The organism is Natronorubrum daqingense (assembly GCF_001971705.1).
Classification (GTDB): Archaea; Halobacteriota; Halobacteria; order Halobacteriales; family Natrialbaceae; genus Natronorubrum; species Natronorubrum daqingense.
Genome location: NZ_CP019329.1, coordinates 16348 through 42898 on the forward strand (window position 1 = coordinate 16348; position 26551 = coordinate 42898).

Here is a 26551-nt window from a genome sequence, read left to right on the forward strand (position 1 = left end):
GGTACACTCCACCGAGCTGAACGGACGGTTTTCGTGAGAGAGAACGATGACAGGGCGATCATCGTGTGCATTTGTTGGATCATTTGCCCAAGTGACTGTCCCCGTAGGAAATTTCGTCATTTCTCAAGCTCTGCCTCTAATTCTGCGATCTCGGCTTCAATCTCAGCGTCATTAATCCTGTCTGAGGCGGTACCCTCTACATCAGAACGGGGGTGAGGACTTTCTCGGGTCGAGTGGCTAAACATTCGGTTGAGTTGGTCGAGACTAGCAACATACCGGCGAAGGTCCTCTCGATCCAAAGCGTGGTAGTAACTGTCTTCGGTTTTCCCGATATGCCCGTCCTCGTGAAGACGTTTAAGAGTAGTCGTAGCGGTGCCGTCGGGGATGTCGAGGTGGTCTCTGACCTCGGAAGGTTTGTATCCGTATTCGGGATTCTTGTAGAGAAACGCTACGATGTTGGATTTCGTCGTTCCCGGCGTCAGGTCGATGCCAGAATCGTGCGTGTCAAGATGGATCGGCATTATTTGTAAGCGGTTGTAGTCGATTGTAGGGTAAAGCAGTTGCGCTTTTATTCATTGAGATCTCAGCCGAATCCTCGAAGTCAGCTACCGATAATCAGTGAGTTGATTTTCTGGGGTAGGAACCGTGAGCGTGGTCAACTCACCGTTTTCGGCGCAGCCAGCACAGAGCGGGAGTTCTGAAGGATCGTCTTTTTCTTCGAGCTCATCCCACGCGTATGTTGACGCGCAAGCTGTACACCGCCATTCGTAGACGCCTTGCTCATCGATCAGTGAAGGGTACTTGCGGGCGAGGGTCGGAGTGAGTTTCGCGGAGGGGTAGGCATCGAAGTACTCGGTCAACTGCTGTTTTCGATACTCCGCTAAACCAGGAAGCAACCCGGTGTACCCAACGTCTTGATACGGGGCGTCACCTTCACCGCATCGACCTTGGAATGGGCAGGTACTGCACTCCCAGTCAAACACCGGCTTAGCTGGTGGGAGCTCACCATTCTCACGGTAAGCGGTTTGCGAACGCATCCATGCTACGACCCCTTCATTCCAGAACGTTTCATCGAACGGGACGTGATACGCTTTGATATCTAACGTGTCCCGAGCACCGTAGAGCAGCAATCCGTCTTGAATCGAGTGGTCGTGCTTTTCATTCAGCGCGTACAGGTACGCGTGGAGTTGGGCTTTGTGATGGGGTTTCGGCCCAGACAGGTACTCTAACGATGACGTCGTTTTAATCTCCGTCACCAGAAGCGGTTCACCCTCAGCATCAACGATCACCGGATCAGTAACCCCTCTCACCTGGACGGAGTCCTCCTCAGTTTCGATTGTAGTGTCAATCCACATCGAATTCTGCACGTACGTGTCATCGGTCGTAGCCGACTCAAGCAAGTACGGCACGACAATGTCTTCCTCGAATCTTGTCCCGGCCCAGAACAAACCCTGTGGCGAGCTACCTTCTTTTGGAGCGTTCTCCTTGTAGTAACTGACCTTCCGGTGGCACTGGAGAAGTTTACTCGGGGAGTGCCGCTCGGGTTCAGGCGGTGGCGACGCACCGTTGAAATACGGTCGCCCTTCCAAGATATTCTGGGTGAACTGTTGCTCTTGATACCACTCGTTGAAACTTTGATTCGAGATTGCATCCACCAAGTGCTTCCGAACGAGGTCTTCAGGCCCTCGTTCGATTACTGACGATACGACCACTCCGGGAGGGGAGTCAGGGATTGGTTCATCGCTCATAGCGTACTGATAAAGAGATTCTATGGTAATGGGCAAGCGCGTGTGATTTCCGAAATCATAGACAGAGAGTGATAATCACGGAGAATACGGATGATATGTTCGCCCCTTCGTACTTCCCTTTGAGATGATCAAATTGTAGTGCTCTAGCTTTGTGAGGTAGTTCCGCACCATACGCTGCGTTTTTGGGTTCTCGACCGCCTCACTGTAAATCTCAAACAGCGTACTGGGAGCGATCTCGCCGTAGTCCAGAATCGTATCGTACAGCACACGCTGGTGATCGGTCAGTTTGTCGAGCGACCGTTGTTCGATCTCTGCTTTCGCTTCCGGAACCACACCTCGAATTACCTCTGACGAAACCTCATTGTAACCGGCCTGGTTGGCTGTCTGTACTGCTTTTCGAAGAATCCCGATTGCCGCGCGAGCGTCACCGGCTGCCATATCCGCGATGAGTCGTAGTTCATCCGGACTAACGACATCGGATTTGAGGCCCCAGCGAACACGATCACGGAGGATAGCGACAAGAGCGTCATTCCCGTATGGATTGAACCTGGCTCGTGTACAGACCTGGAAGCGACTATTCAACCGGTTATCTAACGATGCGAAGAGATCCTGCTCGCTGTTGGCGATTAGGATCATTGTGAGTCCACGAATCCGGTACAACTCGTACAGGAGCTGTTTGTCTTCGAGTTGGTCTACTTCATCGAGGATCACAATATACGGCGACCCATCGTATTCCCGAAGGCGCTCCAATAGGACGTCTTTCGGTGTTGATTGTCGGTGAACGTCGAATGTGTGGTTGATGCCGTCGAGGATTCGGTACAGTGTTTTGAAGCGGCTGTAGTCTTCCCAGCAGTTCACGTACTGGTAGTTCAGGTCAACGACACTCTCGCGGAGCTGCTCAACGAGAAATTTGGCGAGGCAGGTTTTCCCAACACCAGATGGACCGAATAGGAACGCTGAATCGGCATTGTCTCCGTGTGTTATCGGGTTGAGCGCAGCTGAAAGCGTATTGAGTTCTGCGTCGCGGTGCTTGACCTCGGTCGGGATGAATTCGGGTTGGAGAACCCGTGCATCTGTAATCATGGGTTGCGTCGACACAGTCCTTGGGTGTAATAAGTGGAAGGGTGTTATTTCCGAATTACCGGACACTTCCTTAGAATCATTCGAGTATATTTGACTAATCATTCTGTAAATTCTGGCGAACCTAAAACAACGCACACCTCTATTGGTCTCAGGGTCGTTTGAGTATGTAGATTGGTTGTGCCATCGACCGTACTCGTTCCAGTCAGCCTTCCAGATCCAGAACCCATCCCCGAGTCACTCGTAAGGCTGCTGTCTCAAACGAACGTGCTCGTGTTGGGCATCAATAAGGTTCCCGATCAAACCGTTCCTGATCAAGCTCGTGAAAATGATCACGGTGAGAGCAAAGAACGCATAAACAACATCGCTTCGAAATTCAGGGAAAGCGGTTCGAATGTCACCTCAAAAGTCATATTCACGCATAATCGGCGTGATACCATTGATCGCGTCACGAAAGAGGGCGAGTGTAACGTAATTCTCGTTCCAAATCATGCTGGACGGATGGAGTGGATTCTGGTTCCTCTTCGTGGAAATACAAATATTGATCGAATCTCTGACTTCGTGGCTGATCTAACGACGGATGAACTTCGAAGAGTAACCCTTCTGCACGTGACCGATTCAGAGTCTGATCAGGAGGGGAAACCACTCCTGACAGAAGCGCGTCAGAAATTAGTTGATAAGGGAGTTGACGAGCAGTTCATAGAGACGGACCTCATTACCTCGCACGAGGTGGTGGAAACGATTACTGAGCAGGCAAAGAATTATGATACAATCGTCATTGGGGGAACAGAGCCATCGCTTTTAGACCGGGTTTTCGGTGATATTCCCCACCGAATCAGCCAAGAAACAGGATGTCCTGTATTCATCATTCCACCAGAAACAAAGTCGTAGGCCGAGCGTATTCCCTCGTCTTCGAACAGAGAACCGTCTCACTTATGCTGTTTGAGTAGACTCTCCGCCTAACCGCTGAACGAGCGCTTGCCGGAACGTTCGCGGCGCTCGGTTTTCCCCACGAGCCATCACAACGGTTCCACTGCTTTCTTGGACGATTGTCTGCGGGATTGATCCGTAGAGTGCTTGCGCGACGGTGCTCGTTCCCGTTGCGCCGACACAAACAGTATCGTACTTTCGAATCTCCTCAACGAGCGTTTGACGCACATCATCACTCACAATGACCGATTCTTCGTATTCCTTGGGGTCAAGGTCGGCTTGAGTGGCGACCTCTGAGATGGTTTCCTGGCCGATCTCGTTCGGGTCACTTCCGTCTTCGTTTTCGTCTGGCTCGGGTTGTACGTTCAGCAACGTTAGCGTGCTTTCGGGAAACGCTCGATGCAATTCGCCTGCTCGTCGTGCAGAGACCGGAGCATGAGGGCCACCTCCTGCAAGTGTGACGATGCGTTTCGGCCTTTCACTTGGATTTTTCACTAGCGTTACATCACACGAAGCGCGTTCGAGCACCGGATCAATCGTCGAACCGAAGAGTACATCCCGTTTCCTTCGCTCACCGGCCCATCCGAGTAGCACGTGGTTTGCATCCTCTTCGGAAAGCACATTAAGCAGTATCTCTCCAGCATCTCGTCCGACAATCGCGCGCGTTCTAATTCCAACATCAAGGTCTTCGGCAATCTCGCGCGCGTTTTCAAGAAGCGCTTGCTGCGTTTCGACTCGCTCTTCTTCGAACTCGATCTGGGCAGGGGACATCTGCGGTGGGACCTCGATTACGTTCACCGCGACGATCTCAGCATCCACGTCTTGGCTTGCAGCACTCGCAGCGGCATACGTAATGAGCGGGCGTTCCGTTTCTGGATTCGAGACTGGAACGACGATCCGATAGGTCGAATCCGTTGTCGTTTCGTCTTCCGTCGGGGCAACGGCTTCACCAATGAGCGTCGTCGAGAGTGCTTGATCCTTCGCGTAGAATGCATACCAGAGGATACCGATGAGGACGATTCCGAGTGAAATCGCCTGTACTTCCCACGCCATCTGGAGCATGACGCCCACGCAGGCGATGAACCCGAGGATTGGAACCGCTGGATAAAGTGCAGACGGAATGAGAAAGTCCGGTTCGTATTCCTCGGGATTGGCTCGTCGTAGGACGACCACCGCAATGTGTACCAGCGCGTACGTCACGAGGAACATGAACGCTGCAACGTCGGCAAGCGTTGCAATAGGGAGTGGGCTGGCAATGAGGAGAAGAATAACGACACCAGTTGCGATGATTGCACGGTACGGCGTCCTGTATCGATCATGGATCTCGTTGAGCCAGTTGGTGAGGATCTTATCGCGCCCCATGGCGAAATTGACACGTGCGGCAGAGAGGATCGACGCGTTTGCTGAGGAAATTGTCGCTAAAATCGCGCCGATGATCATAATACCGGAGCCGATGACGGCGAATTCCACCGTGAAGCCCGCAATAGTTAGGGAACCAAACACGCCAGCTGCTACCGCAGCGACGTCGGCAACCGGAACGTCCGACGCTGCAAGGTCGGGAACTGGAAGCAGTCCCGTGCTCACGAGCATGACGAGAACGTAGAGGATAGTCGGCGTCACCACTGCCGCAATCATTGACAGCGGGAGATTGCGACCAGGATCTTTGATCTCTTCTGCGCTGGTCGCAATCACCTCGAACCCGATGAACGTGACGAATACTGTGCCTGCGGTCGCTCCAACAGCTGCCCATCCTTCTCCTGCGGTAAACGGCGTGAGAAGGTCAGGGTTGACGCTCACGAGCCCGACAGTGATGAAGACTAAAATTAGGCCAACCAGTGAAATGACGATCACGTTCTGAAGTGAACCGGTTTCCTTGACGCCCCGATAGTTGATCGCTACGAGCAACGAGGCCATGATGAGGGCTGCTAAAACCACGAGAAGTGCGTCTGACGGTTGATTGAGCAGGTATTGGCCGAATCCGAGCATGTAGAACGCCGTTGCGAACATCAGTCCGCCCCACATTCCCCAGCCGACAATCGTGCCGAAGAAACTGCCGAGGGCGTGGTTCACGTAGTAGTAGCTCCCTCCGGCTTTCGGCATTCCGGTTGCCAGTTCTGAGAGTGAAAGGGCTGCGAGCAGCGCGACGATACCGCCGATCACGAATGATACCATGCTGGCGGGTCCGGCGCTTTCGGCAACGATTCCGGGGAGGACGAAAATCCCAGCCCCGATCATCGTGCCGAGACCGAGCGTGTACGCTTCGAGGAAGCCAAGATCACGGGCGAGTTCCTGATCAGACATTAATTACGTACACCTCGGACGTGACCAGTGGTTCATTAGGTTGATAACAGGGTTGTTCGTTCCCGATCCCTGAATCTCATTCATATATGGGTTACTGATACGCCCCTCAATAACTGTATTGAATCTTGTTTCGCTAACCCAAAATATTTCACGGAGTGTCTTCTTGAAATGCTTTGAGCATTCCTTCTGTGATACCCTCTCTCGAAAGGACAGTGAGTAAATCCCCGGATTTGATTTCGGTTTTCCCTCGCGGGGTGAGAACAGTATCGTCACGCTCGATAGAGACGATCAACAGTTCGTCATCGAGTGTGCCATTTTCTCCGGCCTGTTCGAGGGTTCTATTTGCAATTGGTGCGCCCTCCGGAACAGTAAGTTCGATTACTTCTGAACCACCAGTGAGGCTAATGAAGTCTGAGAATCGTTGTTCCATTTCGGTTGGTCCATACGGATGGTAGCCCTGATAATCATCAGACCGAACGAGGTCCTCATCGACGATTTCGAGCCCGAGAGAGACGATCTCCTGGGAGACTTCCTGAAGATCATTCGTGTTCTCTCCAACTGCAAGAATTCGGAGGTTCTCACGACCTGTGAGCAACTCTCGTACGTTGACTACTCCGGAAATTGTTCGAATCTGTTGGGCAAGCCGCTGACGCTCATCGACTGGAGCTGTGCAGACGTACAAGCTCGTTAGCAGTCCGTCTGCCCGTTCAAAATCGATGTTTGCGTGATACCCTCTGATGATGCCTGCGTCTTCGAGTTGTTGAATGCGATTCCGAATGGTGCCTGGTGAAACGCCCACTTCATCGGCAATCATTGGCGCAGATGTGTTTCGAGCATCTTCCATGAGTGCGTGGATAATTCGCTTGTTCACTTCATCCAGCCGAATGCTCATGCTGATACGGTAGCAGACCTGTATAGAAGAGTTCTGGCTTTCTCATTCTCGAAACAGCGCTCCATCATACCCCAAACACTGCCCCATCGAATGCTTAATTATCCCTGCCCCATTTTGATGGATGCGTAATTGAGAACACTTATATTGTCGAATCAATAATTAGCCAGTGATAGACACATGACGCTACCTACGAACGAGACGAACAGGACGCCAGTCATTCGGTTTTCGTCGGGAGGAGAGAGAAATGGCTAGCTCGATCCTGAAGCACATCGTCGTTCCGGTAGCAAACGAAGACGATGCAACTGAGACATGTAAGGCGCTCGACTCGTATATTGATGATGAGACTGAAATCATCACCATAGTACACGTAATCGAAAAGACGCCGGGATACATGGACAAAGCTCCGCTAGAGGCCCGTCAGCAGCAAGCAGAGCGCGTGTTCTCGATCATCGAGGACTATTTCCAAACCGGTCCGGTTATTCAACGCGAACTCCGGTACGGGACAGATGTGGTTGACGAAATTCTCGATGCAGCGGAAGAACACGACGCGACAGCAATCGGGTTTACTCACCGAGAAAGTACCCGACTGCAACGTCTCCTATCAGGGAAAGGATCGTACCGTCTAACCACCGAAAGTGAGCAACCAGTCGTTGTATTCTCTCGAATCGATTCGACAGATCAGTAACGAGGCGAATTCATATGTACATTATCATCGTCGGCGCAGGTAACATTGGGTCAAATCTGATCGAACGGGCAGTAACAGACGGTCACGACGTGGTCGTAATCGAACGTGATGAAGAGCGAGCGACCGCCGCTTCAGCAGCGTATGACTGTCTCGTCCTGAACGCCGATGCAACGAACAACGGGACACTCAGAGAAGCGAATATTGACCGAGCGGACGCGATTATTTCCACCACAGATGTGGACGCAGTCAATATCATGGTGATGCTCCTCGCACAGGAACACGACGTGCCGAATCGTGTCAGCGTCGTTCACGACCCCGAACATCTCCCCGTGTTCGAGAAAATCGGCGTGACCATGATTGAAAATCCACAACGCCTGATCGCAGACTATCTCTACCACTCCGTGCAGTATCCGGGGGTCAGCGATTTCATCGAGTTAGATGATAAAACAGAGTTAGTCGAACTGACCGTCTCCGAAGACGCACCGATGAGTGGTCAACCACTCAATACGGCACAGGAGTCCGGAAACCTTCCCGAAGGCTGTCTCGTCGTGGCGCTCATGCGGGACGGCGAAATCCGAGCGCCGCGCGGTGACACGACGATCCGAGCAGGCGATAAAGTGACCGTCTTCACTGATGATACCGCATTGACCGATGCTGTGGCTGCGTTCACCGACAATCAATCATGAGGATCCAGTATCGGACAGTCGGGCGAGACGTCGGTCGCATCCTTCAGGTTGTCTCGCTCATGCTGGTTGTATCGATTCTAGTTGCGGTGGTCAACCGCGAGTTCTACGCCGCACCAGCGTTCGCCATTTCTGCCGTGATTATGGGCGGTGTCGGCATTGCGCTCGCGCGGTGGTTTGCTGACGCACCGTCACCAGGGAAGCGCGAGGCGATGGTTACTGCTGCCAGTGCGTGGGCAACAGTCGGTGTCTTCGGTGGACTCCCGTTTCTGCTCATCGCGTGGACAATTGCAGCCGATCCATTCCCTGCATGGACGAATACACCCTCAATGAACGAGACCATCGCCGTGTTTCTGCATCCACTTGACGGAATCTTCGAGAGCATTAGCGGATTCACCAGCACTGGGCTGACGATGGCCGCTATTGAAGATGACCTTCCGCGGTCACTTCACTGGTGGCGCTCGTTCACCGAGTGGATCGGTGGCGTTGGCGTCATCGTGTTAACCGTTGCAATCCTTGCACGTCCCGGAAGCGGGTCGCTTACGCTCTTTCAGAGCGAGGCACGGTCGGAGAAGATCCACCCGAGCATCGTTTCGACCGTCAAAGAGATCTGGAAGATCTACCTCGGGTTTACGCTTGCAGCAATCGCCCTGTTTCTCGCCGCCGGAATGCCACTCTGGGGAGCGATCAATCACGCGATGACCGCCATCGCTACCGGTGGATTCTCGATTCACGCAGATTCGATAGGCCATTACGGCAGTCCTCTCATCGAATACGCCGTCATTCCAGTAATGATCGCAGGCAGTATCGCGTTCCCTATACACTATCTCATCCTTAAGGGCGAGTTGCGGAATTTCTACGCGGATATTCAGACTCGCTGGGTGTTCATCTGGTTCACCATCGGCTCACTCCTGCTCGTCGGACTCTTGTCGCTCGGTGGCCAGTACGATACGTTCGAGGAGACGTTCCGAATCGGCCTGTTCCAATTCGTATCTGCGACATCGAACACGGGATTCGGAACCACGACAATCGGTGGAGGAACCGAACGATTCTGGGCCGCTGGAGCAACGCTATTCATCTGTCTCGGAATGCTAACTGGTGCAGCTGCCGGATCAACAGTCGGCGGGCTGAAGCTCATTCGCGTGATCACACTCCTCAAAGGAACTATCTGGCAGATTCAGAGCGTCTTCGCACCTGATAACGCAATCCGACACTTGCGAATAGGAAAGCGAACGCTCAGCGAGCAGCAAATCAATCGAGAGTACACAGAGGCAGCGGTCGTACTCATCCTCTGGATTGTTTTCCTCATCATCGGGATTGCCGTTTTGCTTTGGACGCTCTCCCCGGATCATCCCGTGGAGTACGTCATTTTTGACGTGATGAGCGCACAGAGCAACGTCGGGCTGGATGCGGGAATTACCGGGCCAGATATGCCCGCCACTGCGAAAGCGATGTTGATTATCAATATGTGGATTGGCCGTCTAGAGATCATCCCAGTCGCAGTGTTACTCGGTGTGACCTTCAGGCGTCTTAAGGTGTATGCGGAGTAACGATCCGGGATTAATACTAAGAATCTACTTCCGGTGATCGGCTTAATACGCAAAAGAGCATATGTTAGTGTGTACCATGAGGACACCTCGTCTCCGCGATCCCCGTTCATTCATGGATATCTTTCCTGTGTTGATGTTTACCGTAGCAGTGGTATTTCTCGTGCTAACGTTCACAGATAGCGACCTAATTAGACTCGAAATGTTACTTTTCTTTGGGGTGGTCATAATTTGGGTTCTATGGGCAGTCAACAATATTCTCCAGCACTCTCGTCGATATTGAATCACTAAACAAAATTGGAGATATTGAGAGCTTTGATCATCGACCTCGTCCTGACTGGTTGTGAGATTGTTTCGGTGGCGTGAGTCGATCCTGCCCCGAAACAACTCCTCTTGATATGATAAATTCCCAATAGTTCTCCTGTGGGCCGTGCCGAGATAGGCTGAAAACCAGGATTTTATATTTCGACTCCATTATTAGTGATTTCATTTGTAGGTTTCCAAACGCCGAATCTCTGCAACTCCACATTCTTCGCGTGCTTATAAACCTACAAATGAAACTCGGAAATTCACGAGTTAGTGACTACAAATCCGGTGCGAAAATCGGACGAGACCGAATTAGCAACTACGGACCATTCATAGATATGATAGTTAGTTCGAAATCCGCAAAAACCGACAGCGCAACCGCTACCGAATCAGTGAACCCAGAGTGAGAAAAGCGTTACCCGAACTCACGCAAGAAGTCGCCTAACGCCCGCACGAACGTCTTTGCTGTGATCACTGGCGGTGACCGGATCGGCTCGTCGAGCGCGACCTTGATTAGATAATCCGTCAGCCGCCACAGATTGTAGATCAGCGTCGACAGCGCGAAGTTACACAGCCGAAGCCGGTAATCTGTCGATGATGTCTTCGGCATGAAATCCTTGATCGACTTGTACTGGTTCTCGATGTCCCATCGACGACTGTACCCGTTCACGACACTCGAGATTTCTTCGGGCTCGACGCAGTCCTGGTTCGTTACGAACACCGCGTACTTTCCGTCAGCATCATCGCTCGTACTGGGAGCATAGAGGAACTCAGCCTCGTGGTGGACCTCACCGTCGATTCCGAACGGGACGTTGTGCTTGACAGCTTCGTCCGCCGTTGGATGTTTCTGAATATTTTGGATATCCTCTAAATCATCCTCATATGTCGGAACCGGCGAGAGGTACGTGAGCCCGCGATCGTGAACGTCGGCGTACACGCGATTGACGTAGAATCCACGATCGAACATCACCAGATCCAGGTCGACGAACTGCTCGGCCCGGTCAAGCAACCGACTTACTAAGTCGGCTTTCGAGTACGATGGAGAGTCGTCGGGTTCCCACGCAGAGTTCTCTTTGACCGGCTCAATACCGAGAACGATCGGTGCGTGGTCTCCAACCAGCGTGATAGTGGCGTACTTGTACCCGCGCTTGTACTCGCCGTCTTTCTTGTACCCGCTCACCATCTTCGGGTAGTCTGGCTTCGTGATCCCCGCCTCCTTGTCCTCCCACGGCCAGACGTGGAACTGCTCGTGGGTGATGTCGATCGCCGCAACGGTCTGACGAGAGTCGAAGGGATCGTCACCACGGATCGAGTTGATGATGTTTTCCGTCGCGGCGTTGAACGCCGTCATAATAGCGTCCCGAATCTGGTCGATCTCGGGCATCGAGTTATCGTCCTCGAAGTCCTCGAACGTGAGCTGGCCGTCCGAGTCTTTGGGCATGGCTATCTTCTTGATTGCCCGTAGGAAGGTCGAGTCGTCGCAGATGAGTTCGTCGTCGGTGAGCCAGCCGTACTCGGCTTCTGAATGAGCACTACCGTTGTTCGCGCAGATACTCGCAAACATATCCAGCATTACCTCGTCGGAGTACGTCTTGTGGGCTGCTCGGTGCGTGTCGAACTCAGGGATAACGTGTTTTCGAGCGAGCGTCAGCGTCTTCTGGGCCTTCTCTTTCTTATACTCGTTCGCGCTTTGTGACTCCTCCTCGGCGTCGGCTGGGACTGACGGAACGAGGCCTTCCGTGAGGACGTCGTTGTCGAGAGCAACTTTCCGGATACCAGCAACCGTCTGATTAAGGATCTCTTGGGTATCTTCGCTGAATTGCGCGTGCGTGTACGAAAGCTCTTGTTGAGTGGGTGTATCCGAGAGATCGGTGATATCGAGGTGGAAGCTCTTGACTAAGCTCGGCTCCCGTCCAAGTCGTTGCGCTAATTCATTCTGGGAGATGCCTCGAATCCCTTTGAACAAGAGCGTGCGGAACATCTCGTCAGTTCCAAAGGTTACGCGGTTCTGATCGCGGGCGTCCTCCAGTTCGTTGACGGGGATTGAGAGTTTACGGATGACATCCCAGAGGTGGTCTTCACGCTCACAGAGCGTCTCCGCGTGAACAATGATTGACTCAGCAACAGCCGACGGATCAGTTGGCATTGAGCCACCTCCAGGACAAGCTGCTCTGTTTTTGGGCTGCGGTCGACCAGATACTGGAGTGATCGTGTGTAGAAGCGTCTGCTGTGAAGGAGCGAATATCAGTGTAGGATAGAGTGAAAATATGATTGTGCATTAGTGCCGGTTGTCTGCTCTTGGCTTGTGGTGGGGGACATATGAAGAGGTATGCGTGCTATACTTGGAGAATTGATTGTGGCCAGAATACGGTGTAAGTCAAGAATCAGTATGAATCGGATATCGGTTGGAGTTATAGTAGTAGACTGAGAACAGGTAGGTACGATGGGATTGGACGAACTCGAGTCGTTTCTTCGGAAGAAGGGAGCGGCGGAACTTATCACGGAGATCGGAACGGGAACAGCGACGTTCAACGCACTCGTCGACGCGGTTGCGGTAAGTGGATCGACGGTCTCCTCGCGACTCTCTGAAGGCGTTGAGCGTGAGGTGTTCACGGTGAGTCACTGGCCAACCGAGCATGGGACAGAGAAGCGGTATGAGCTCACCATCCTCGGGCGTCGTGTGTATGATTGGGCAGTGCAGACGGAGTTCGAGCGGAAGATTCGAGAGCTCCGGCGGGTTCGGCAGGAACGTGAGACGACGTTCGAGCAGCTGATCGGGAAAATCAATCGGGATATGGAGATTCGCAAAATGGTCACCGATTCGGACCCAATGCAAGATCAGGACATTAACCTCCCTGAAGGCACGTCGTTCGTGCCGAAGATGCCGTCAGAAGACGAGCTTCGTAAAGCTAAATACGAACGGATGGAAGCCAATCTCAAGCCAGTCGAAGAAACCGAAGATACCGATGAAATAGGAGAGAACAGCGAGTAACGCAGGTCGTCAATTAGGGCTCAGATCGTACAGTTGCCCCGACAGACGCAGCACCATTCGTCAGACTGTCATCTTGATCCAATCAAACGCCCTTACTAGCGTCGAAAGATACGGAAGGCTGACCGGCAGAGGGTTGTGTATGGGAAAATCAAATGATCCACAATCTAATTTATACTAACAAAAATTCGGTTGTTTAGAAGTGCCTTGACGGAGCGCCGCACAACTTCAACATCGAAGACGGAGACGGCAACGGCTTCTGAGTACGGAAATCATAGCGGCAACAGCACGGAAACCCACCCGTTCACAGTAGTTGCTGATTCGATCAGGAAAACCGGGAGGATGGAAGCTCCGTATCGGCTCTGACTTCGTGAAATCGTGCCCCAGGTCTGGCCAGAGAGTGCAACAACTGCCGAATCATCCCGTCAGCCGCTGTTCTCCCAGTCTTGCCAGTACTGAGGGGCGGATAGCTCGTTCACAGGATCGCCAGAGACATGCTTCGACACCGCTGCGCAAGTCTATCTACGGTGGGAATCGCAATTGGTACGGATTTACTGGATGGTCCATTAGATTACCACACAATTCGGTAAATGAACCACAAAACGCAAATGAGAACCACAGTTATTTCAGGTATGAACGAACAACTGTCGTGGCGATTGGTTTATCTGGCTGGTGGGCTCGTATTTATTTCGGCAACAGTTCATCTCATCGTCGGCATACTTGGGCTCTATGAGTCACTCGGCTTGAATGAGGGAACCGCCACGTTACCGGTGCTATTCATTCTTGCTGCACTCGTCGCCTATGCTCTGATTGGGGCATATCTCACCAACCGTATCGCACCAATTCCGGCTTATGCGTTCGGAGCTGTATTGATGGCTCTATATATTGTCACCTTCGCTGACTGGCATGCGTTCGGTTACGCCGACACCCTCCTTCCGCTCGAGACAATCGGTCTCGATCCCCATTACCATGAGGACCCTGTGGTACAGATATTGCTTGATCACCTCCTCAATGATCCGTTTGCGCTGGTTAGTAAGATCGCGGAGACAGGTGCAGTACTTATTCTCGGCATGCTAGCCCTGAGTGAACGCATCCGACCGTCCTAATCGAACGTCGCTCATTCTGAGAGATTGTAGCCCGACGGAGTAGTAATCTCACTGATATTCCGATCCTTCGAGAGTAGCGCTGTAGAGCTCAATTCTGGACCAAGGGATGAAAAGTTGAAGGGTTGTGAATCGCCTTGGGACTTGACCCGTGGCATTCCCTTCGATACCTCTGTAAAATTCCCTCGCTCGTTCGACGATTTCGAGATTCGCACCAATCATCTCTTAGTTATCCATGCATAACTTCGTCTAAGATGGCTTCTAACCGATCCGATATTGGTCGCCGGACTGTTCTTCGGGGCACCGGAGCGGCAATGCTCACTGGGACACTGGCCGGCTGTTCGGACATCCTTTCGCTGGGCTCAACTGGTGCTAATGATAATGTCGTGCTTGACCTGCCGGAGGAGTATGACCAGCGTTCCGAAGCCGATTTACCATACCCAATTCACGGAGAGGAACTCCCGGCAGCGACTGCCCCCGCGCCCCTTCACGATCGTGAGGTATCGACCCGGGAGTTCGTCGGTGATCGGCACGTCATGTTGACCGGCATATTTACGCGCTGCTCGGAGGTCTGTCCACGGCTGGTCGAACCTCTTGTGCAGGCACAGGCGGCATCTATCAAGGACGAATTTGCCGACGAGTTTGCGTTTCTTCCAATAACCTTCGACCCGGAATACGATACCCCAGAACAGATCACCGAATACAGCGAAGAACGAGGGGCTGACCTCGATATCGGAAACTGGTGGTTCCTTCGCCCAGAAAGCCGACAACGGGCTGAAGAAGTTACCGATACCTTTGGCGTTCTCTCCGAGTTCGTACCAGAGGACGATCGAGAGATGGAAAACATGGCATGGGTTCACAATAACGTCGTCATATTGGCAAACGCTGATGGCTACGTTGAGCGGACATATACCCGCGAGCCGCCGAACCCTGCGACAGCTCTTGAAGATGTCGAGACACTCCGTGAACGGTGGTGACCATGCGGCGGCGCGACCTTCTCGCTGGCATCGGTAGCTTAGTAACACTAGGCGGAGGTATCGCGTTGGCGTTCGGAAAGCTTGGCGGGCCCGACGGAGCTGCCGGGATCCAGCCGGTTGACCTAGAGACGGTGGATACAGCCGGTAGTTCCGGTGAGACTGTCACTGTCCCTGCACTGGGTGAGCCGACGTTTATAAAATTCTTTGCAACTTGGTGTACTGTTTGCCAGGGAATGATGCCTGAGCTCGCTGTCGCCCACGAGGAAGTTAATGATGAAGTGCAGTTCTTGTCGGTAACCAACGAACCGGTAGGCATCACGACCACTCGTGAAGAGGTCGTTGAATGGTTAGAAGAGCACGACGGTAACTGGCCAGTCGCATTGGATTCCGAGCTTGAATTAACGGAGCGATTGGACCCTTCTGGTGTGCCGTATGCCTACGCGCTAGATTCCGATAACCGCGTCGTCTGGGAACATCGCGGCGATGCTACCGCTGATGAATTAATCAAGGGGATTCGATCGGCGATGGGCGAAGAGTAACGCTACGGTATGATCTGTAACATAATGCTCGGAAATTGGACTCAAAATGGAGGTGTACTCGGTGAGTACTGAACCGTACGCAACGCTAACTCTTGCAATTGGGGCGGGGGCAGCGACGTTTTTTGCCCCCTGTTCATATGCCTTACTTCCGGGCTATATCGGGTACTATGTCTCTGCGACCGACAGCAATAGGGCACCACTCGCTGGTGCTGTCGTGAGAGGCACTGCAGCCGCTGTGGGCGTATTGGTGGCCTTTGGTCTCCTAGCTGCTGTCACCGTGACCGCAAGCGATATTGTTGAGAGTGCCCTACACGTGATCGAACTTTTGGTGGGAATCTTTCTGGTCGGATTTGGCCTAGCGGTTCTTCAAGGGTGGACAGGGAGTTTTCATGTACCACTCCCTGAACGGCGGGCTACCGTTGCTGGCTTCGGGTTTTTTGGCACACTCTACGCGCTAGCGTCGGCTGCCTGTGTACTTCCAGTGTTCCTTGGCGTAGCACTGCGAGCGACGACACTTCCACCGACAGAAACTGCAGTAGTTCTCGGCGCATATGGAGGCGTCGTCGCCGTGTTGATGCTCGCTACAACAGTCGCTATCGCAACCGGGCGTTCGCTGGACATTGAGCGCGTCGTTGGTCCCGATCGGTTGATATCGGCTGCTGGTGTACTGCTTATACTGGGCGGAATTGGACAACTGTACGTCGCATTAACAATCTCGTAGGGCTCAGTGAGGGTGTCGATTTTCCCTTCTAGAATCGAACCAGAGATGGTAACTCAATTCGGCTAAATGGTGAAATAGAGCATCGCATCTTCGTACCCTATGACCACACGCACAACGCCAGAATTGACCGCCAGCGCTACATCAGCGCTCTATGATTGAGACGGTCAACTCGGCTGTCAAGCGCTCGCACGGCTCGCCGTGCGAGCGCGGTCCGATTTCGGGAGTTCCGAGAAATCGCTTTGATGTGTGTCGTCTATAACATCAAGCGAGGCGTGGAACAGTGAATTGCACCACCTTATGGCGATTCAACACGGCCCCATAGATAGTTTATGCTCCAATCACCAGTATCGTCCATGTTCGCTGTGAATTTTTGGGGTAGCGAATGGCTGGATCCGCAACTGGCTCCCCTTCTCGTCCTGATAATCGTTCTTGCGGTGGTCGGTACGGTTATCCTGTTCGGAATCAGCCTTATCGCGTATTTGAGGCGACAAACCGTCCGCTATTTGTTGATTACGTTCGTCTTAGGGATACTCGTGGCTCGCTCTGTTGTCGGGCTTGGAACAGTCCTTGGACTCGTTCCAATGACTGTCCATCATCTCGTTGAACATGGCGCGGACGTCCTCATTTCAACTACTCTGCTCTATATGATATATCGAGGCGGCTCGCCAACAGCTACACGTTCTATCGAAACGAACAGGTATCAATAGACGCATGACTCCGTCGCGCCGAAGCGGGCGCGACGGAGTCGCTCATAACGCTCGTCCGGATCAAGAAGGAACACTTCTACCGAATCCCCAACAGCAACTAACGGACTCGTCGCTACTGGAAGTTACGACTGGTCGGGATGAGCGCGCACATATACTGAACGTCTGTCACCACAGATGAGCAGCTATTAATAGTCACTTTTTATCAACTTTCGCGAGCTATTGGCGGCGATAAGGCCACCGCTTGCAATCACCGCAACAGCGGCCGTCAACGGGTTGAACACACCAGCAAGTGCGGCAGGGATCGCAATCCCATTATAAACGAAGGCTAATCCATTATTCCTCCTGACACGTTGTTGCGCGGCGCGGGCAAGGTCGAACGCCATCTCAACGGAGCGAATTTCGTCGTCAGCGATTGCAATATCGGCTGCATCAGCCGCGAGGGCAGTTCCTCCGCCGAGCGAGATACCAAGATCAGCCGCTGCAAGTGCTGGTGCATCGTTCGTTCCGTCACCGACCATAGCGACTTGTCCCTTGGATTTAAGCCGCCGGATCGCTGCCGTTTTCCCTTCAGGCGGAACGCTTGCAAACACGTGCGTGACATGTGCATGCCGGCTGAAGAAGTCAGTGGCTTCTTCGTCATCACCGGTCAACACCACGACGTCAGTTCCACGTTCTCCCAGACGCGTTATCGTCTCATCCCACCCCTCTCGCGGCTCGTCACCGACAATAATGATCCCTTCTGCAGTGCCATCTCGCCCAACGATGACTGGGAGTTGACCGAATCCGCGGGCATCAGCGACCCGCGATTCGATGTCATCGCTCACTGTCCACTCCTGTTCTGCGAAGAGATCGAGGTTACCGACCAGGGTCTCTCTGTCCTCCACTATTCCCTCAATTCCTGTCGCGTGACTCGTGAACTCTCTGATTCGGCCTGTCTTCTTCTGTTCGTTGTCTCGTTCGTCGATCACACCGTCATCAGAGCGAGGAGGCTTGGGTTCTCCACCGTCATCGGTGTGGGAAAATGCGGTCACGATCGCGTTCGCAGCTGGGTGAGATGCCCGCTGCTCTAGTTCAGCGACCACCTCCAATAGGTCCGGCGGCGCATCGGCTTCGATTACGTCCATCTCCCCTGTCGTGAGCGTCCCTGTTTTATCGAAGACGACGATATCGATGTCTCGGAGCCGTTCGAAAACCGTCTCGTCAAAGACGATAATACCTCGCTGCACCGCTTCTTCGAGACTAGTTGCCACTGACAGCGGAGTCGCAAGCCCAAGCGCCCATGGTGATCCGACGAACAGAACCATCAACACTAGTAAAACGATCTCTGGTGGTTCGACACCGAGCAATACCGCTGCACCACCGATGAGGACGGCCGAACCGCCGACTAGCCCGATGACACGTGCCGCCAGTCGATCCGCGCGGCGCTGGACGCCGTGATCGGCACTCTGTAACTTCCAGACAGCGGCCGTGATCCGGTCGATACTACTCGTGGCACTCTCGCCAACCTTAACAACAGCCACATCATCCGTAACGACCGATCCACCAATAACAGTATCACCCGTTCGCTTCAGCACCGGGAGCGATTCTCCTGTGACGACCGCTTCATCAACGGTACAGTTGCTTTCAACCAGCATGCCATCTACCGGGATTCGTTCGCCCTGCCGGACAAGGACGCGATCACCCGGCGCGAGGTTGTCAACTGCAACCTCTGTCGTTGTCCCACCCGTTTCATACACCCGCGCGGTGTCCACCTGTGAGACGGTCAGATCCGTGAGTCGGTTCAGTGCGCGTTGTTTGATTGATGACTCGTAGAACATCATCGCTGTCACGGCGGCCGCGACCACTATCGTAAGGTCGTAGTAGATGTCGTTCCAACCGACCAAAACTGCAACCGTGCTATAGACGTATGCGCTTATGGCAGTGATCGCAACGAGCAAGTCTGTGTTCGGGCGTCGCATTTTCAGACTAATGTACGCGCCGCGTAGCACTGGCAGCCCGGTAAAAAAGAGGATTACACCGGTCAATATGAAGTAAAGACGTAGGAACACGAGCCCACCCTGGCTATCCAGTTGGAATGCACCGTCGAACATCTGGAGCGCCTCCCAATCAAAGAGTGACGCGAGGTGGGTCGGATAGAGTATGGTCACGTACGGGATCATCAAGAACGCACCGAAGAGCAGGCCCGCAGCATATCGCATTTCCAAGAGTTGGTCGTCTCGACGTTTCCGAATTCCGGCCATTTCTCGCGATTGGAGCGTCGTGTTTGTCGAATTCTGGGTAGTGTCTGTGGTCTCCTCACGGAGGTAGGCCGTATACCCGAGCGTGCTTAGCGCATCACAGAGATCTGTTTTTGAAATCTGATCGAGATTGTGCGTAATCCGTATCGTCTCCGTTACGTAGCTTGCCTCGGCGTCACTGACACCGTCCTGTTTTCCGGCAACCGATTCTAGAAAGATTTCGCACGTCGCGGAGTGCATACCGTCAATCCGAAGGAACGTTCGGACAATTTCTCCCTCTTGGCCATCGGAGGTGTCATTTCTTTTCCCTATTTCATCATCGATGTCTCCTCCATCTGTCGGCGCGATCTCACTATCCTGCGGCTCAGGACCTCCGAGTGTCGAATGAACGTCCCGACACCCTGTCGAACAAAATACTGCCTCGGTCTCGTCCTCGATACTGAATGGCGGTATCTCGCGCCCACAGAGGCTGCAACTAGAAGCCTCAGCGGAGTCAGTTCGCAAGAACCATCCCCTCCACTATGTTGAAGGCGAACCTACTATTCGTGATCTCGCCAAATAGAAGTCCCATCACGAGGAGTATTCCTCCGAGCATTATAATCCCAGTTCTTACGATGTGATACCGAGGTGGACAACATGAGGCGACGAACGATTTGATCGACTCTGTCGACACATTGACCAAACCTGAGAGTGTAATGACACTGATGACAGCAAGAAGGGAAAGGAACAGGCTGCTTCCAGTTGGTTCCACAACAGCTACGTTCCCGCTTTGTGTGGTTGAAATGTATGCTACACCGAAGATGGTCGCATTATACGCTCCGTGAATGAGGGCTGGGACGACGATATTGTCGGTATATTCGTAGACTCCACCGAGAATCAGGGCAAGGACAAAGACGGTGACGATATAGACCCATTTTCCGTCCCCCTGAAGCGATGGACCGTGAATAGCTGCAAAGAGTGCGCTTGCAAGAACTACTGCACGAGGGGCAGAAAACGTCTCTCGGAGGCGTCCTTGAATGACTCCTCGATAGAGGAGTTCTTCGCCTGGCCCGACGAGCAAGAAGGAAAATACGATGAGGAGGAGGAACACTGAGGGCTCTTGCTCTGCTAGCGTAATAATCTGGTTTTGTGCCGACTCAATACCGAACCATTCGATTATCGTTGTGATCGCCCACAGGGCTGCCAGCAAGGCGAGGAATCCACCGATCGTCCACGCGATATCACGGCGCGTCGGTATTCGAACGCGTATGAAGCTGATTCCCCTCTGACTGAATTTGAGATACAGCAATGCGATTCCGCCAAACGCAACGCCTTGCACCATGACCGTACTGACACCGAGTTGAATTGCTGGTCTGTCGTAGACAGAAATCCCTATTCCAAGAAGCCCTAATGCGGCCACGAGTACAACGAGCTGGCCAACGCCTATTGCTCCGACAGCCAAACCGATGCCGACTAGCACCGACCGGACTCGGGACGTATCTCCACTCATGATGTCGGTGTTTTGGCTTCGAGAAGCTCATCTGGTTCGATCCGGGACAACCGCGTCGCATTTCCAGTGACGGCCACAGTCATGCCGGCATCACCGATGAGCACTGCCGCCCAGACTGGAACCAAACCGAAGGGAACGCCAGCAGCCAGCAGGCCCTTCGCAACGAGACTCGACCAGATGTTCTGCCGGATCACGCTATTCCCCTTATGCGAGAGGTCATACAGGTACGGTAAACGGGAAAGATCATCACTCATCAGTGCGATATCAGCGGTTTCCAATGCGGTATCGGTTCCAGCCGCGCCCATTGCGATGCCGACCGACGCCGTCGCCAATGCGGGTGCATCGTTCACGCCATCGCCGACCATTGCAACCCCGTCATACGTGTCGTCGAGTTCCTCGATGGCATTGACCTTCTCTTCCGGCAGGAGTTCAGCGCGATAGTTGTCAACGCCGAGTTCTGATGCAATTGCCCGGGCAGTCCGTTCGTTATCGCCTGTGAGCATGATTATCTCCCGGATGCCGAGCTCGTGGAGACGTGTGATGGTCGCCTTCGCTTCCGGGCGGATTTCGTCAGCCACCGCGACGACCCCTTCGATTTCGTCCTCGGTCCCGATCAAGACGACCGTCTTCCCCTCGGATTGTAGCTCAGGAATCGCCTCATCAAGGAGGTCGAGACAGTCATTTCGTTCGCATAGTTCTCGACTTTTCGTTGTTACGACGCCACCATCGGTCGCCGCATGAACGTGGTTGAGATCGAAGCCAAGTTCTTCAAACAGGCCGGGCTTGCCAGCATAGTGGGTCTTCTCGTGAACAGCCGCCTCGACCCCCTTGCCGGTAATGCTCTCGAACTCCTGCACCTCGGGTGTCTCGATATCCCGACCTGCGGCGTGCTCGACGATGGCCTCACCGATGGGATGCTCGGACCGGGCTTCGAGCCCGCGAGCACATCGAAGGACATCCGCTTCCGTATACCCGTTCAACGGGATCACATCAGTGACTGTGAGTTCACCTTTCGTGAGCGTCCCGGTCTTGTCCATGGCGATCGCGTCCACGTCGCCCATCGCTTCAAGGTAATTTCCACCTTTGATCAGGACTCCGTTTTTTGCTCCGCTCGTGATACCTGAGACAACTGAAACGGGCGTCGAGATGACGAACGCGCACGGACAGGCGAGGACTAGTAGCGTCAGACCGTAGAGGAACCAGACCTCCCACGCCGCCGGGAAGGTGTGGGCGTATCCTGCGGCGAGTTCAACCGTCACTGGCTCATCTATGAGAAGCGGTGGAACAGCTGCGGTGAGCACCGCAAGTACCACGACAACAGGCGTGTAATAGGATGCGAACCGATCAACAAACTTCTCTCGCTCAGTCTTGGCCGCCTGCGCGTCCTCGACCATCTCGATGATCCGGGACAAGGTATTGTTGCTCGCCTCAGACGTGACTTCGACTTCAAGGTAGCCGGATTCGTTGATGGTCCCGGCGTATACCTCGTCACCTTCGACTTTATCGACCGGGACGGACTCACCCGTGATCGGTGCCTGATTCACAGCACTCTCACCGTCGATAACGACCCCATCCATCGGGATTTTCTCTCCGGGGCGAACGAGTACGACATCACCAATCTCGACATCCTCGACGGGAAGGGAGATCTCTTCGCCGTTGCGGCGAACGGTCGCCTCGTCGGGTGAGAGATCCATCAACTCTCGAAGCGAGTTGCGGGCCCGATCGATCGAGTACCGTTCCAAGAGTTCGGCCACACTAAACAGGAATGCCAGCAGTGCGGCTTCCAAATACAGTCCAGCGCCGAATCCAAGGCTGGCCGCGAGCGCACCGATGATAGCGATCGAAATCAGCAAGTCAATGTCGAGGCTCCGATTCCGGAGGGAATAGTACCCGTTCCGAAGGATGATCTCGCCTGCGGTTCCGACAGCGGCGAGAAAGAGGATATCAGCAACGAAGAGATCTCTTCCGAGAATGATGGCGACTTCAGTGTTGATGCCGATCAGTAGGAACTCGATGAAGAGGCCTGCGAGGGCAAATCCCCCACTGATCCAGGTTTTGATGGCGCGCTCGCTTTTCCAGACACTTCCCGGCATTTCGTCATGATGAGCATGTGCCTCCGAACCCTGGGACTCGGCACCTGGTGTCGAGGTTTCAACTGAAGAATCAACAACATCGTACCCAGCGTGTTCGATTGCGCGTACGAGATCACGAGTCGAGAGGCTCGCCGTATCATACGTTACGACGACTTTTCCGGTCGTTGGCCGCGTCTCATACTGAATAATGCCTTCGATACTGTCGAGTGCGTTTTCGATCTTCCCTGCACACGACGGACAGTCCATTTCAGGAACATCGAATTGGACTTCGTCGGTTCTTTCAACTGACTCGCTCATTGAGTCACACTACTCGTTGAGGTCTTATGAATTCATCTGCTATCTATTACCCTTATTCTAGTATTCCTTTATCAGTGTGTTCCAAGTGAGTTAATAATAATACTTTGACTAGTTCCTCCTATTCTTCTCGGAACGTGGAGTCGTCGGGCCATTAGACAGCGGAAAGAGGTGGTCAACTCGTGCCTGGAGCCGTCTCCTTATACTGTCTGATTCCATGATAAACAGGTACCAGTGGTTTGGCCTTGCCACTAGAGGGAGTCATAGAACGATTCACATGGCATTCCTACGCCCTATCTGGACCAAACTATCCGTTCACTACAGGAGGTGAACAGAACGCCAAAGTATTCATCAGATAAATATCACCACAACACTTCGACCACGACCCATGCCGTCGTAGCAACCAGTAAGACCGCATGTGGGAGAAGACTTCGTACAATCGTTCGCTTGGAGAAATTGAATCGACGGAACGCGAACCAGACGATACCGAGGCCCCAGATGACACCGATCCACGGGAGAAGCGTCGCATTGAAGCTATTCCAAACGGCGATCGTTGACTCACTGACGAGGGACTCAGACAGAGTAATCGGAATTCCGAACGTGGTGAAGAAGACGTTCAGTGCAGCCCCACCGCTCTCAAGAAAGCCGGGGATGCCATGATTTCCGAGCATGAAGAGGACAGCCCACGGAAGATAGGCGTACGCCAGCCATGTGAACGATTCTTCCCAGTCGATTCCACTCCACCATGATCCGACAGCAGTCGCTGTGAGGTACCCTGCAAACGCGAGAAGGAGACTGGCGAAGTAAGCATAGATATCAACCCAATCTCCAGGGATGAACGCTTCAGCATTCGTGACGGTGACAATGTGATCGGAGAGGACGTGGTCAATCGGGAACACGGCCCACAGTACGATGATGAGAATCGCTTCGTCGGGGAGTGGAATTCGTTGTCGTATGGCTGCGGCACCTGGCCACCGAGCACGGAGACCGACATCTTCGTCAGGCTGTTCCGTTGTACAGTTCATACAGGAAACACAGCGGCGGTCTGAAGACAGGTACTCACTCTTGTATTCAAGCGTCGCGCACTGCACTCCGGTTTCGGCCTCTTGGCGCAACTCGAATGGTGACAACCGGGAGGTGACAGTCATTACTCCCGAAGCAGGGCAGACGTACCGGCAGAACGCTTGTCGTTGATAGACTAAACTCACACCAACTGCGAGGATGGTACTGATCAAGAAGAAGTACGAAATCAGTTGTGGATCGAATACCATTCCAAGATTGTACATCGGCATTCGAGCGAGAATGAACGTAATCGCCGTAATTGACACGACGGAAATAGAGATCCCGAGTACCGTCGTTTTCGTATTCGCAAACATCGGAAAGTGTCGCTTGAGGCCAAATCGTTGTGTGAACCGCACGATCGCACCCATCGGACAGAAATAACACCAGATGCGCCCGATAAGAACCAGACTAAACAACATCACGGGTATCCACCACAACTCAAAAAAGGCGACCGCACCGAAGTTGGACCCAGGGTCTTGTGGACCTGTGAGCCCCTCCCAGATAGCTAAAAAGAAAATCCCTACCATAATTACATGGACAGTTGGTTGAACGTATTTGTTCGTGAGTAGAAATTTCATTATACGATTATCTGTTAGTGTGATATGCCACGGTCGCTCGGAATTCTCGCCCATATGCGTACCGTAAACAGAAAGAAACTGAATAAGTATTGGTGCATTCATCGAAACTTCCACTATATCTAACATCTGTTATATTGTCTCGTGATCAGATCTACTGACTGATAGTGCAACGACCTTTCTCTGCGTTCAGCAGGACCCTCTGACAAGATTCAGAGGAGCGTAATCTCGCCCTGATAACTGTTCTACCAGTATCTCGCGTACAAAGGTGAGATACGTGGTGTTGAGGTACTGCAAGAAAACGAGTGGGAGACGTCGAAAACCTGGTCACGTTGTGGCGACGACACGAAGTCGAATCGCGTGGAACGTGGCTTGTACGTCTGCTCACCGTGTGAGTTGATGGCCAACGCAGATTGTTACGGATCGGAGAATACGTGACAAAAGATAACTCCGGATCCTCACGGCGAGGAGAGGAGTAATGGCTGTGTTGCACAGTCATCGATACACCTATTCGACCGCGAGAGCGGGATGTTTCGCACGAGAGAGCAGGTCGTGTCGTAGACCTGCAAATATCCCACCTGCCGTACGGGAAGCCGCGCCCATCAGGGTGCGGAGGATGTTACAGGAGAATCATATCGATAAACACCTCGTCAAGAAGGAACATGAAGACGAATCCACCGACAAAGCCGCTCATATTTGCGCGGGTGAGTACCTGCGGCGTGTCGAATTTGATGAGGTCTACCACCTGCCAGATCACTTGGGCGATTGCACCAATCCCCACTGCAAGGAGTGCAGCTGCCATAACCGGTGAAAAGGCGACAGCAGCGATCCAGCCGCCAAGCACGACGGGACCGCCCGCAATCACGCCGAGAGCTGCAAAATGAAGTAGCGGTGGTGCTTCGGCGTCACGGGCAACGGCAGCAACTACGGTCGGCCCTTCTGTCACGTTATCGAGGATAAAGCCAACAATCAATAACGTTGCGAGTGCTGCTTCACCCAGCAATAGGGAACTCCCGATTGCGATACCTTCACCGAGGCTGTGCAGGCCAAGCCCGAGTGCAACCAAGTACGCAACGCCGAGCCCTCGGTTTCCGCTCTGTTGAGCGCGAGCAAGACTCCACCGGCTCACGCCAACCATCAGGAGGAGCGTCCCGATGAATCCAACGATAGCTAACCCTGCTGCAAGACTTGGCGACGGTGCCGCCGCAGCGTACTCGATTGCTTCTTCCGTCATTTCTACACCGACGAACGCGAGGACCCCGGCTGAGAGTGCTAACACAATATGGAGTTTACTGTGATCGAGTGTCCGCATAAACGGGAACCAGAGCATCCCAATCACAACAGGGATAATTCCGACAATGAGTCCGATCAGTACCATTGTCCCAAGCACCTCACCTGTTGTGGCGGTTTCAATTGCCTCCAAGTCACCAAGCGGAGAGGTGATTGCTAAGAGCGCAATTGCTGCACCGAGAACGATGAATGGTCCGAGAAACAATACCGACCGAGGAAGCTGCTCGTACGGTGATTCCCTCATGAGCCATCACCAACAGGAAAAGTCGTGTCGGACAGGCTAGGCGCGTTAGCACTCGATCC

General features: G+C 53.2%; 21 protein-coding genes and 2 pseudogenes. 12 read left to right on the plus strand and 11 right to left on the minus strand.

Going from position 1 to position 26551, the window contains the following annotated elements; translation table 11 throughout:
- Positions 1-116 precede the first annotated feature (116 nt).
- The 3 genes from BB347_RS17475 to BB347_RS17485 form a co-directional block, all read right to left on the minus strand.
- Positions 117-521 carry a MarR family transcriptional regulator gene (locus BB347_RS17475; RefSeq protein ID WP_076584412.1) on the minus strand — a complete coding sequence of 135 codons (405 nt, stop codon included), beginning with the start codon at positions 519-521 and terminating at the stop codon, positions 117-119.
- A gap of 84 nt (positions 522-605) precedes the next feature.
- Positions 606-1748, minus strand: a complete 1143-nt coding sequence (locus tag BB347_RS17480; RefSeq protein ID WP_139327093.1) for a CRISPR-associated protein Cas4 — start codon at positions 1746-1748, stop codon at positions 606-608.
- Positions 1749-1823: 75 nt separating this feature from the next.
- Positions 1824-2831 carry a Cdc6/Cdc18 family protein gene (locus BB347_RS17485; RefSeq protein ID WP_076584414.1) on the minus strand — a complete coding sequence of 336 codons (1008 nt, stop codon included), beginning with the start codon at positions 2829-2831 and terminating at the stop codon, positions 1824-1826.
- A gap of 273 nt (positions 2832-3104) precedes the next feature.
- Between BB347_RS17485 and BB347_RS17490 the strand changes: the two genes are divergently transcribed.
- Positions 3105-3719, plus strand: a complete 615-nt coding sequence (locus BB347_RS17490) for a universal stress protein (RefSeq protein ID WP_139327094.1) — start codon at positions 3105-3107, stop codon at positions 3717-3719.
- Between the two features lie 42 nt (positions 3720-3761).
- Here BB347_RS17490 and BB347_RS17495 read toward each other — a convergent pair whose 3' ends face one another.
- The gene (locus tag BB347_RS17495; protein ID WP_076584417.1) at positions 3762-6059 is read right to left on the minus strand and encodes an amino acid permease; all 2298 of its coding nucleotides are present in this window, start codon (positions 6057-6059) and stop codon (positions 3762-3764) included.
- A 148-nt stretch (positions 6060-6207) separates the two neighbouring features.
- Positions 6208-6951, minus strand: a complete 744-nt coding sequence (locus tag BB347_RS17500) for an Lrp/AsnC family transcriptional regulator (RefSeq protein WP_076584419.1) — start codon at positions 6949-6951, stop codon at positions 6208-6210.
- Between the two features lie 244 nt (positions 6952-7195).
- Here BB347_RS17500 and BB347_RS17505 point away from each other — a divergent pair, with 244 nt between their 5' ends.
- The 3 genes from BB347_RS17505 to BB347_RS17515 are packed head-to-tail and all read left to right on the plus strand — an operon-like array spanning position 7196 to position 9869.
- The gene (locus tag BB347_RS17505) at positions 7196-7636 is read left to right on the plus strand and encodes a universal stress protein (protein ID WP_076584421.1); all 441 of its coding nucleotides are present in this window, start codon (positions 7196-7198) and stop codon (positions 7634-7636) included.
- 14 nt (positions 7637-7650) lie between these two features.
- A complete protein-coding gene (locus BB347_RS17510) occupies positions 7651-8322 on the plus strand; it encodes a potassium channel family protein (RefSeq protein ID WP_076584422.1) in 672 nt (223 codons plus the stop codon).
- On the plus strand, positions 8319-9869 hold the full coding sequence (locus BB347_RS17515) for a TrkH family potassium uptake protein (protein WP_170872029.1): 1551 nt from the start codon (positions 8319-8321) through the stop codon (positions 9867-9869). Before BB347_RS17510 ends, BB347_RS17515 begins: the two co-directional genes overlap by 4 nt.
- A 718-nt stretch (positions 9870-10587) precedes the next feature.
- On the opposite strand, the gene BB347_RS17525 is transcribed toward BB347_RS17515, so the two are convergent.
- A complete protein-coding gene (locus BB347_RS17525; protein WP_071401739.1) occupies positions 10588-12318 on the minus strand; it encodes a transposase in 1731 nt (576 codons plus the stop codon).
- Between the two features lie 297 nt (positions 12319-12615).
- Between BB347_RS17525 and BB347_RS17530 the strand changes: the two genes are divergently transcribed.
- The 7 genes and pseudogenes from BB347_RS17530 to BB347_RS19690 all read left to right on the plus strand — a co-directional run bounded on the left by BB347_RS17530 (position 12616) and on the right by BB347_RS19690 (position 17208).
- Positions 12616-13164: a hypothetical protein gene (locus BB347_RS17530; protein WP_071401738.1), complete on the plus strand. Its 549-nt coding sequence runs from the start codon at positions 12616-12618 to the stop codon at positions 13162-13164.
- 629 nt (positions 13165-13793) lie between these two features.
- Positions 13794-14267, plus strand: coding sequence for a hypothetical protein (locus BB347_RS17535; protein ID WP_071401737.1), 474 nt, complete (start codon positions 13794-13796; stop codon positions 14265-14267).
- A gap of 311 nt (positions 14268-14578) precedes the next feature.
- The gene (locus BB347_RS17540) at positions 14579-15241 is read left to right on the plus strand and encodes an SCO family protein (RefSeq protein WP_168170977.1); all 663 of its coding nucleotides are present in this window, start codon (positions 14579-14581) and stop codon (positions 15239-15241) included.
- 2 nt (positions 15242-15243) lie between these two features.
- Positions 15244-15780, plus strand: a complete 537-nt coding sequence (locus BB347_RS17545; RefSeq protein WP_071401735.1) for a TlpA family protein disulfide reductase — start codon at positions 15244-15246, stop codon at positions 15778-15780.
- Between the two features lie 61 nt (positions 15781-15841).
- Positions 15842-16501, plus strand: a complete 660-nt coding sequence (locus tag BB347_RS17550; RefSeq protein WP_244540111.1) for a cytochrome c biogenesis CcdA family protein — start codon at positions 15842-15844, stop codon at positions 16499-16501.
- A gap of 74 nt (positions 16502-16575) precedes the next feature.
- Positions 16576-16785 (plus strand): annotated as a pseudogene (locus tag BB347_RS17555) (transposase); the annotation flags it as partial.
- Positions 16786-16854: 69 nt separating this feature from the next.
- Entirely contained in the window at positions 16855-17208 is a 354-nt protein-coding gene (locus BB347_RS19690) for a DUF7471 family protein (RefSeq protein WP_071401733.1), read from the plus strand.
- 185 nt (positions 17209-17393) lie between these two features.
- Here BB347_RS19690 and BB347_RS17565 read toward each other — a convergent pair whose 3' ends face one another.
- The 4 genes from BB347_RS17565 to BB347_RS17580 all read right to left on the minus strand — a co-directional run bounded on the left by BB347_RS17565 (position 17394) and on the right by BB347_RS17580 (position 25015).
- On the minus strand, positions 17394-19949 hold the full coding sequence (locus tag BB347_RS17565) for a heavy metal translocating P-type ATPase (protein WP_076584425.1): 2556 nt from the start codon (positions 19947-19949) through the stop codon (positions 17394-17396).
- Complete coding sequence (locus BB347_RS17570; RefSeq protein ID WP_236996025.1) at positions 19939-20904, minus strand: CPBP family intramembrane glutamic endopeptidase; 966 nt, start codon at positions 20902-20904, stop codon at positions 19939-19941. Before BB347_RS17570 ends, BB347_RS17565 begins: the two co-directional genes overlap by 11 nt.
- Before the next feature lie 26 nt (positions 20905-20930).
- On the minus strand, positions 20931-23324 hold the full coding sequence (locus BB347_RS17575) for a heavy metal translocating P-type ATPase (protein WP_071401731.1): 2394 nt from the start codon (positions 23322-23324) through the stop codon (positions 20931-20933).
- Between the two features lie 359 nt (positions 23325-23683).
- The gene (locus BB347_RS17580) at positions 23684-25015 is read right to left on the minus strand and encodes a 4Fe-4S binding protein (RefSeq protein WP_076584436.1); all 1332 of its coding nucleotides are present in this window, start codon (positions 25013-25015) and stop codon (positions 23684-23686) included.
- A 189-nt stretch (positions 25016-25204) separates the two neighbouring features.
- Here BB347_RS17580 and BB347_RS19695 point away from each other — a divergent pair.
- Positions 25205-25519, plus strand: a pseudogene (locus BB347_RS19695) (zinc ribbon domain-containing protein); the annotation flags it as partial.
- 58 nt (positions 25520-25577) lie between these two features.
- On the opposite strand, the gene BB347_RS17590 reads toward BB347_RS19695, so the two are convergent.
- Positions 25578-26492 carry a ZIP family metal transporter gene (locus BB347_RS17590; protein ID WP_071401729.1) on the minus strand — a complete coding sequence of 305 codons (915 nt, stop codon included), beginning with the start codon at positions 26490-26492 and terminating at the stop codon, positions 25578-25580.
- Positions 26493-26551: the final 59 nt, after the last annotated feature.

Excerpts from the sequence above, each read along its gene's own strand:
- BB347_RS17475 (WP_076584412.1), bottom strand. The coding sequence starts at position 521 with ATGCCGATCCATCTTGACACGCACGATTCTGGCATCGACCTGACGCCG.
- BB347_RS17480 (WP_139327093.1), bottom strand. The coding sequence starts at position 1,748 with ATGAGCGATGAACCAATCCCTGACTCCCCTCCCGGAGTGGTCGTATCG.
- BB347_RS17485 (WP_076584414.1), bottom strand. The coding sequence starts at position 2,831 with ATGATTACAGATGCACGGGTTCTCCAACCCGAATTCATCCCGACCGAG.
- BB347_RS17495 (WP_076584417.1), bottom strand. The coding sequence starts at position 6,059 with ATGTCTGATCAGGAACTCGCCCGTGATCTTGGCTTCCTCGAAGCGTAC.
- BB347_RS17500 (WP_076584419.1), bottom strand. The coding sequence starts at position 6,951 with ATGAGCATTCGGCTGGATGAAGTGAACAAGCGAATTATCCACGCACTC.
- BB347_RS17505 (WP_076584421.1), top strand. The coding sequence starts at position 7,196 with ATGGCTAGCTCGATCCTGAAGCACATCGTCGTTCCGGTAGCAAACGAA.
- BB347_RS17510 (WP_076584422.1), top strand. The coding sequence starts at position 7,651 with ATGTACATTATCATCGTCGGCGCAGGTAACATTGGGTCAAATCTGATC.
- BB347_RS17515 (WP_170872029.1), top strand. The coding sequence starts at position 8,319 with ATGAGGATCCAGTATCGGACAGTCGGGCGAGACGTCGGTCGCATCCTT.
- BB347_RS17525 (WP_071401739.1), bottom strand. The coding sequence starts at position 12,318 with ATGCCAACTGATCCGTCGGCTGTTGCTGAGTCAATCATTGTTCACGCG.
- BB347_RS17530 (WP_071401738.1), top strand. The coding sequence starts at position 12,616 with ATGGGATTGGACGAACTCGAGTCGTTTCTTCGGAAGAAGGGAGCGGCG.
- BB347_RS17535 (WP_071401737.1), top strand. The coding sequence starts at position 13,794 with ATGAACGAACAACTGTCGTGGCGATTGGTTTATCTGGCTGGTGGGCTC.
- BB347_RS17540 (WP_168170977.1), top strand. The coding sequence starts at position 14,579 with ATGCTCACTGGGACACTGGCCGGCTGTTCGGACATCCTTTCGCTGGGC.
- BB347_RS17545 (WP_071401735.1), top strand. The coding sequence starts at position 15,244 with ATGCGGCGGCGCGACCTTCTCGCTGGCATCGGTAGCTTAGTAACACTA.
- BB347_RS19690 (WP_071401733.1), top strand. The coding sequence starts at position 16,855 with ATGTTCGCTGTGAATTTTTGGGGTAGCGAATGGCTGGATCCGCAACTG.
- BB347_RS17575 (WP_071401731.1), bottom strand. The coding sequence starts at position 23,324 with ATGAGCGAGTCAGTTGAAAGAACCGACGAAGTCCAATTCGATGTTCCT.
- BB347_RS17580 (WP_076584436.1), bottom strand. The coding sequence starts at position 25,015 with ATGGGCGAGAATTCCGAGCGACCGTGGCATATCACACTAACAGATAAT.
- BB347_RS17590 (WP_071401729.1), bottom strand. The coding sequence starts at position 26,492 with ATGAGGGAATCACCGTACGAGCAGCTTCCTCGGTCGGTATTGTTTCTC.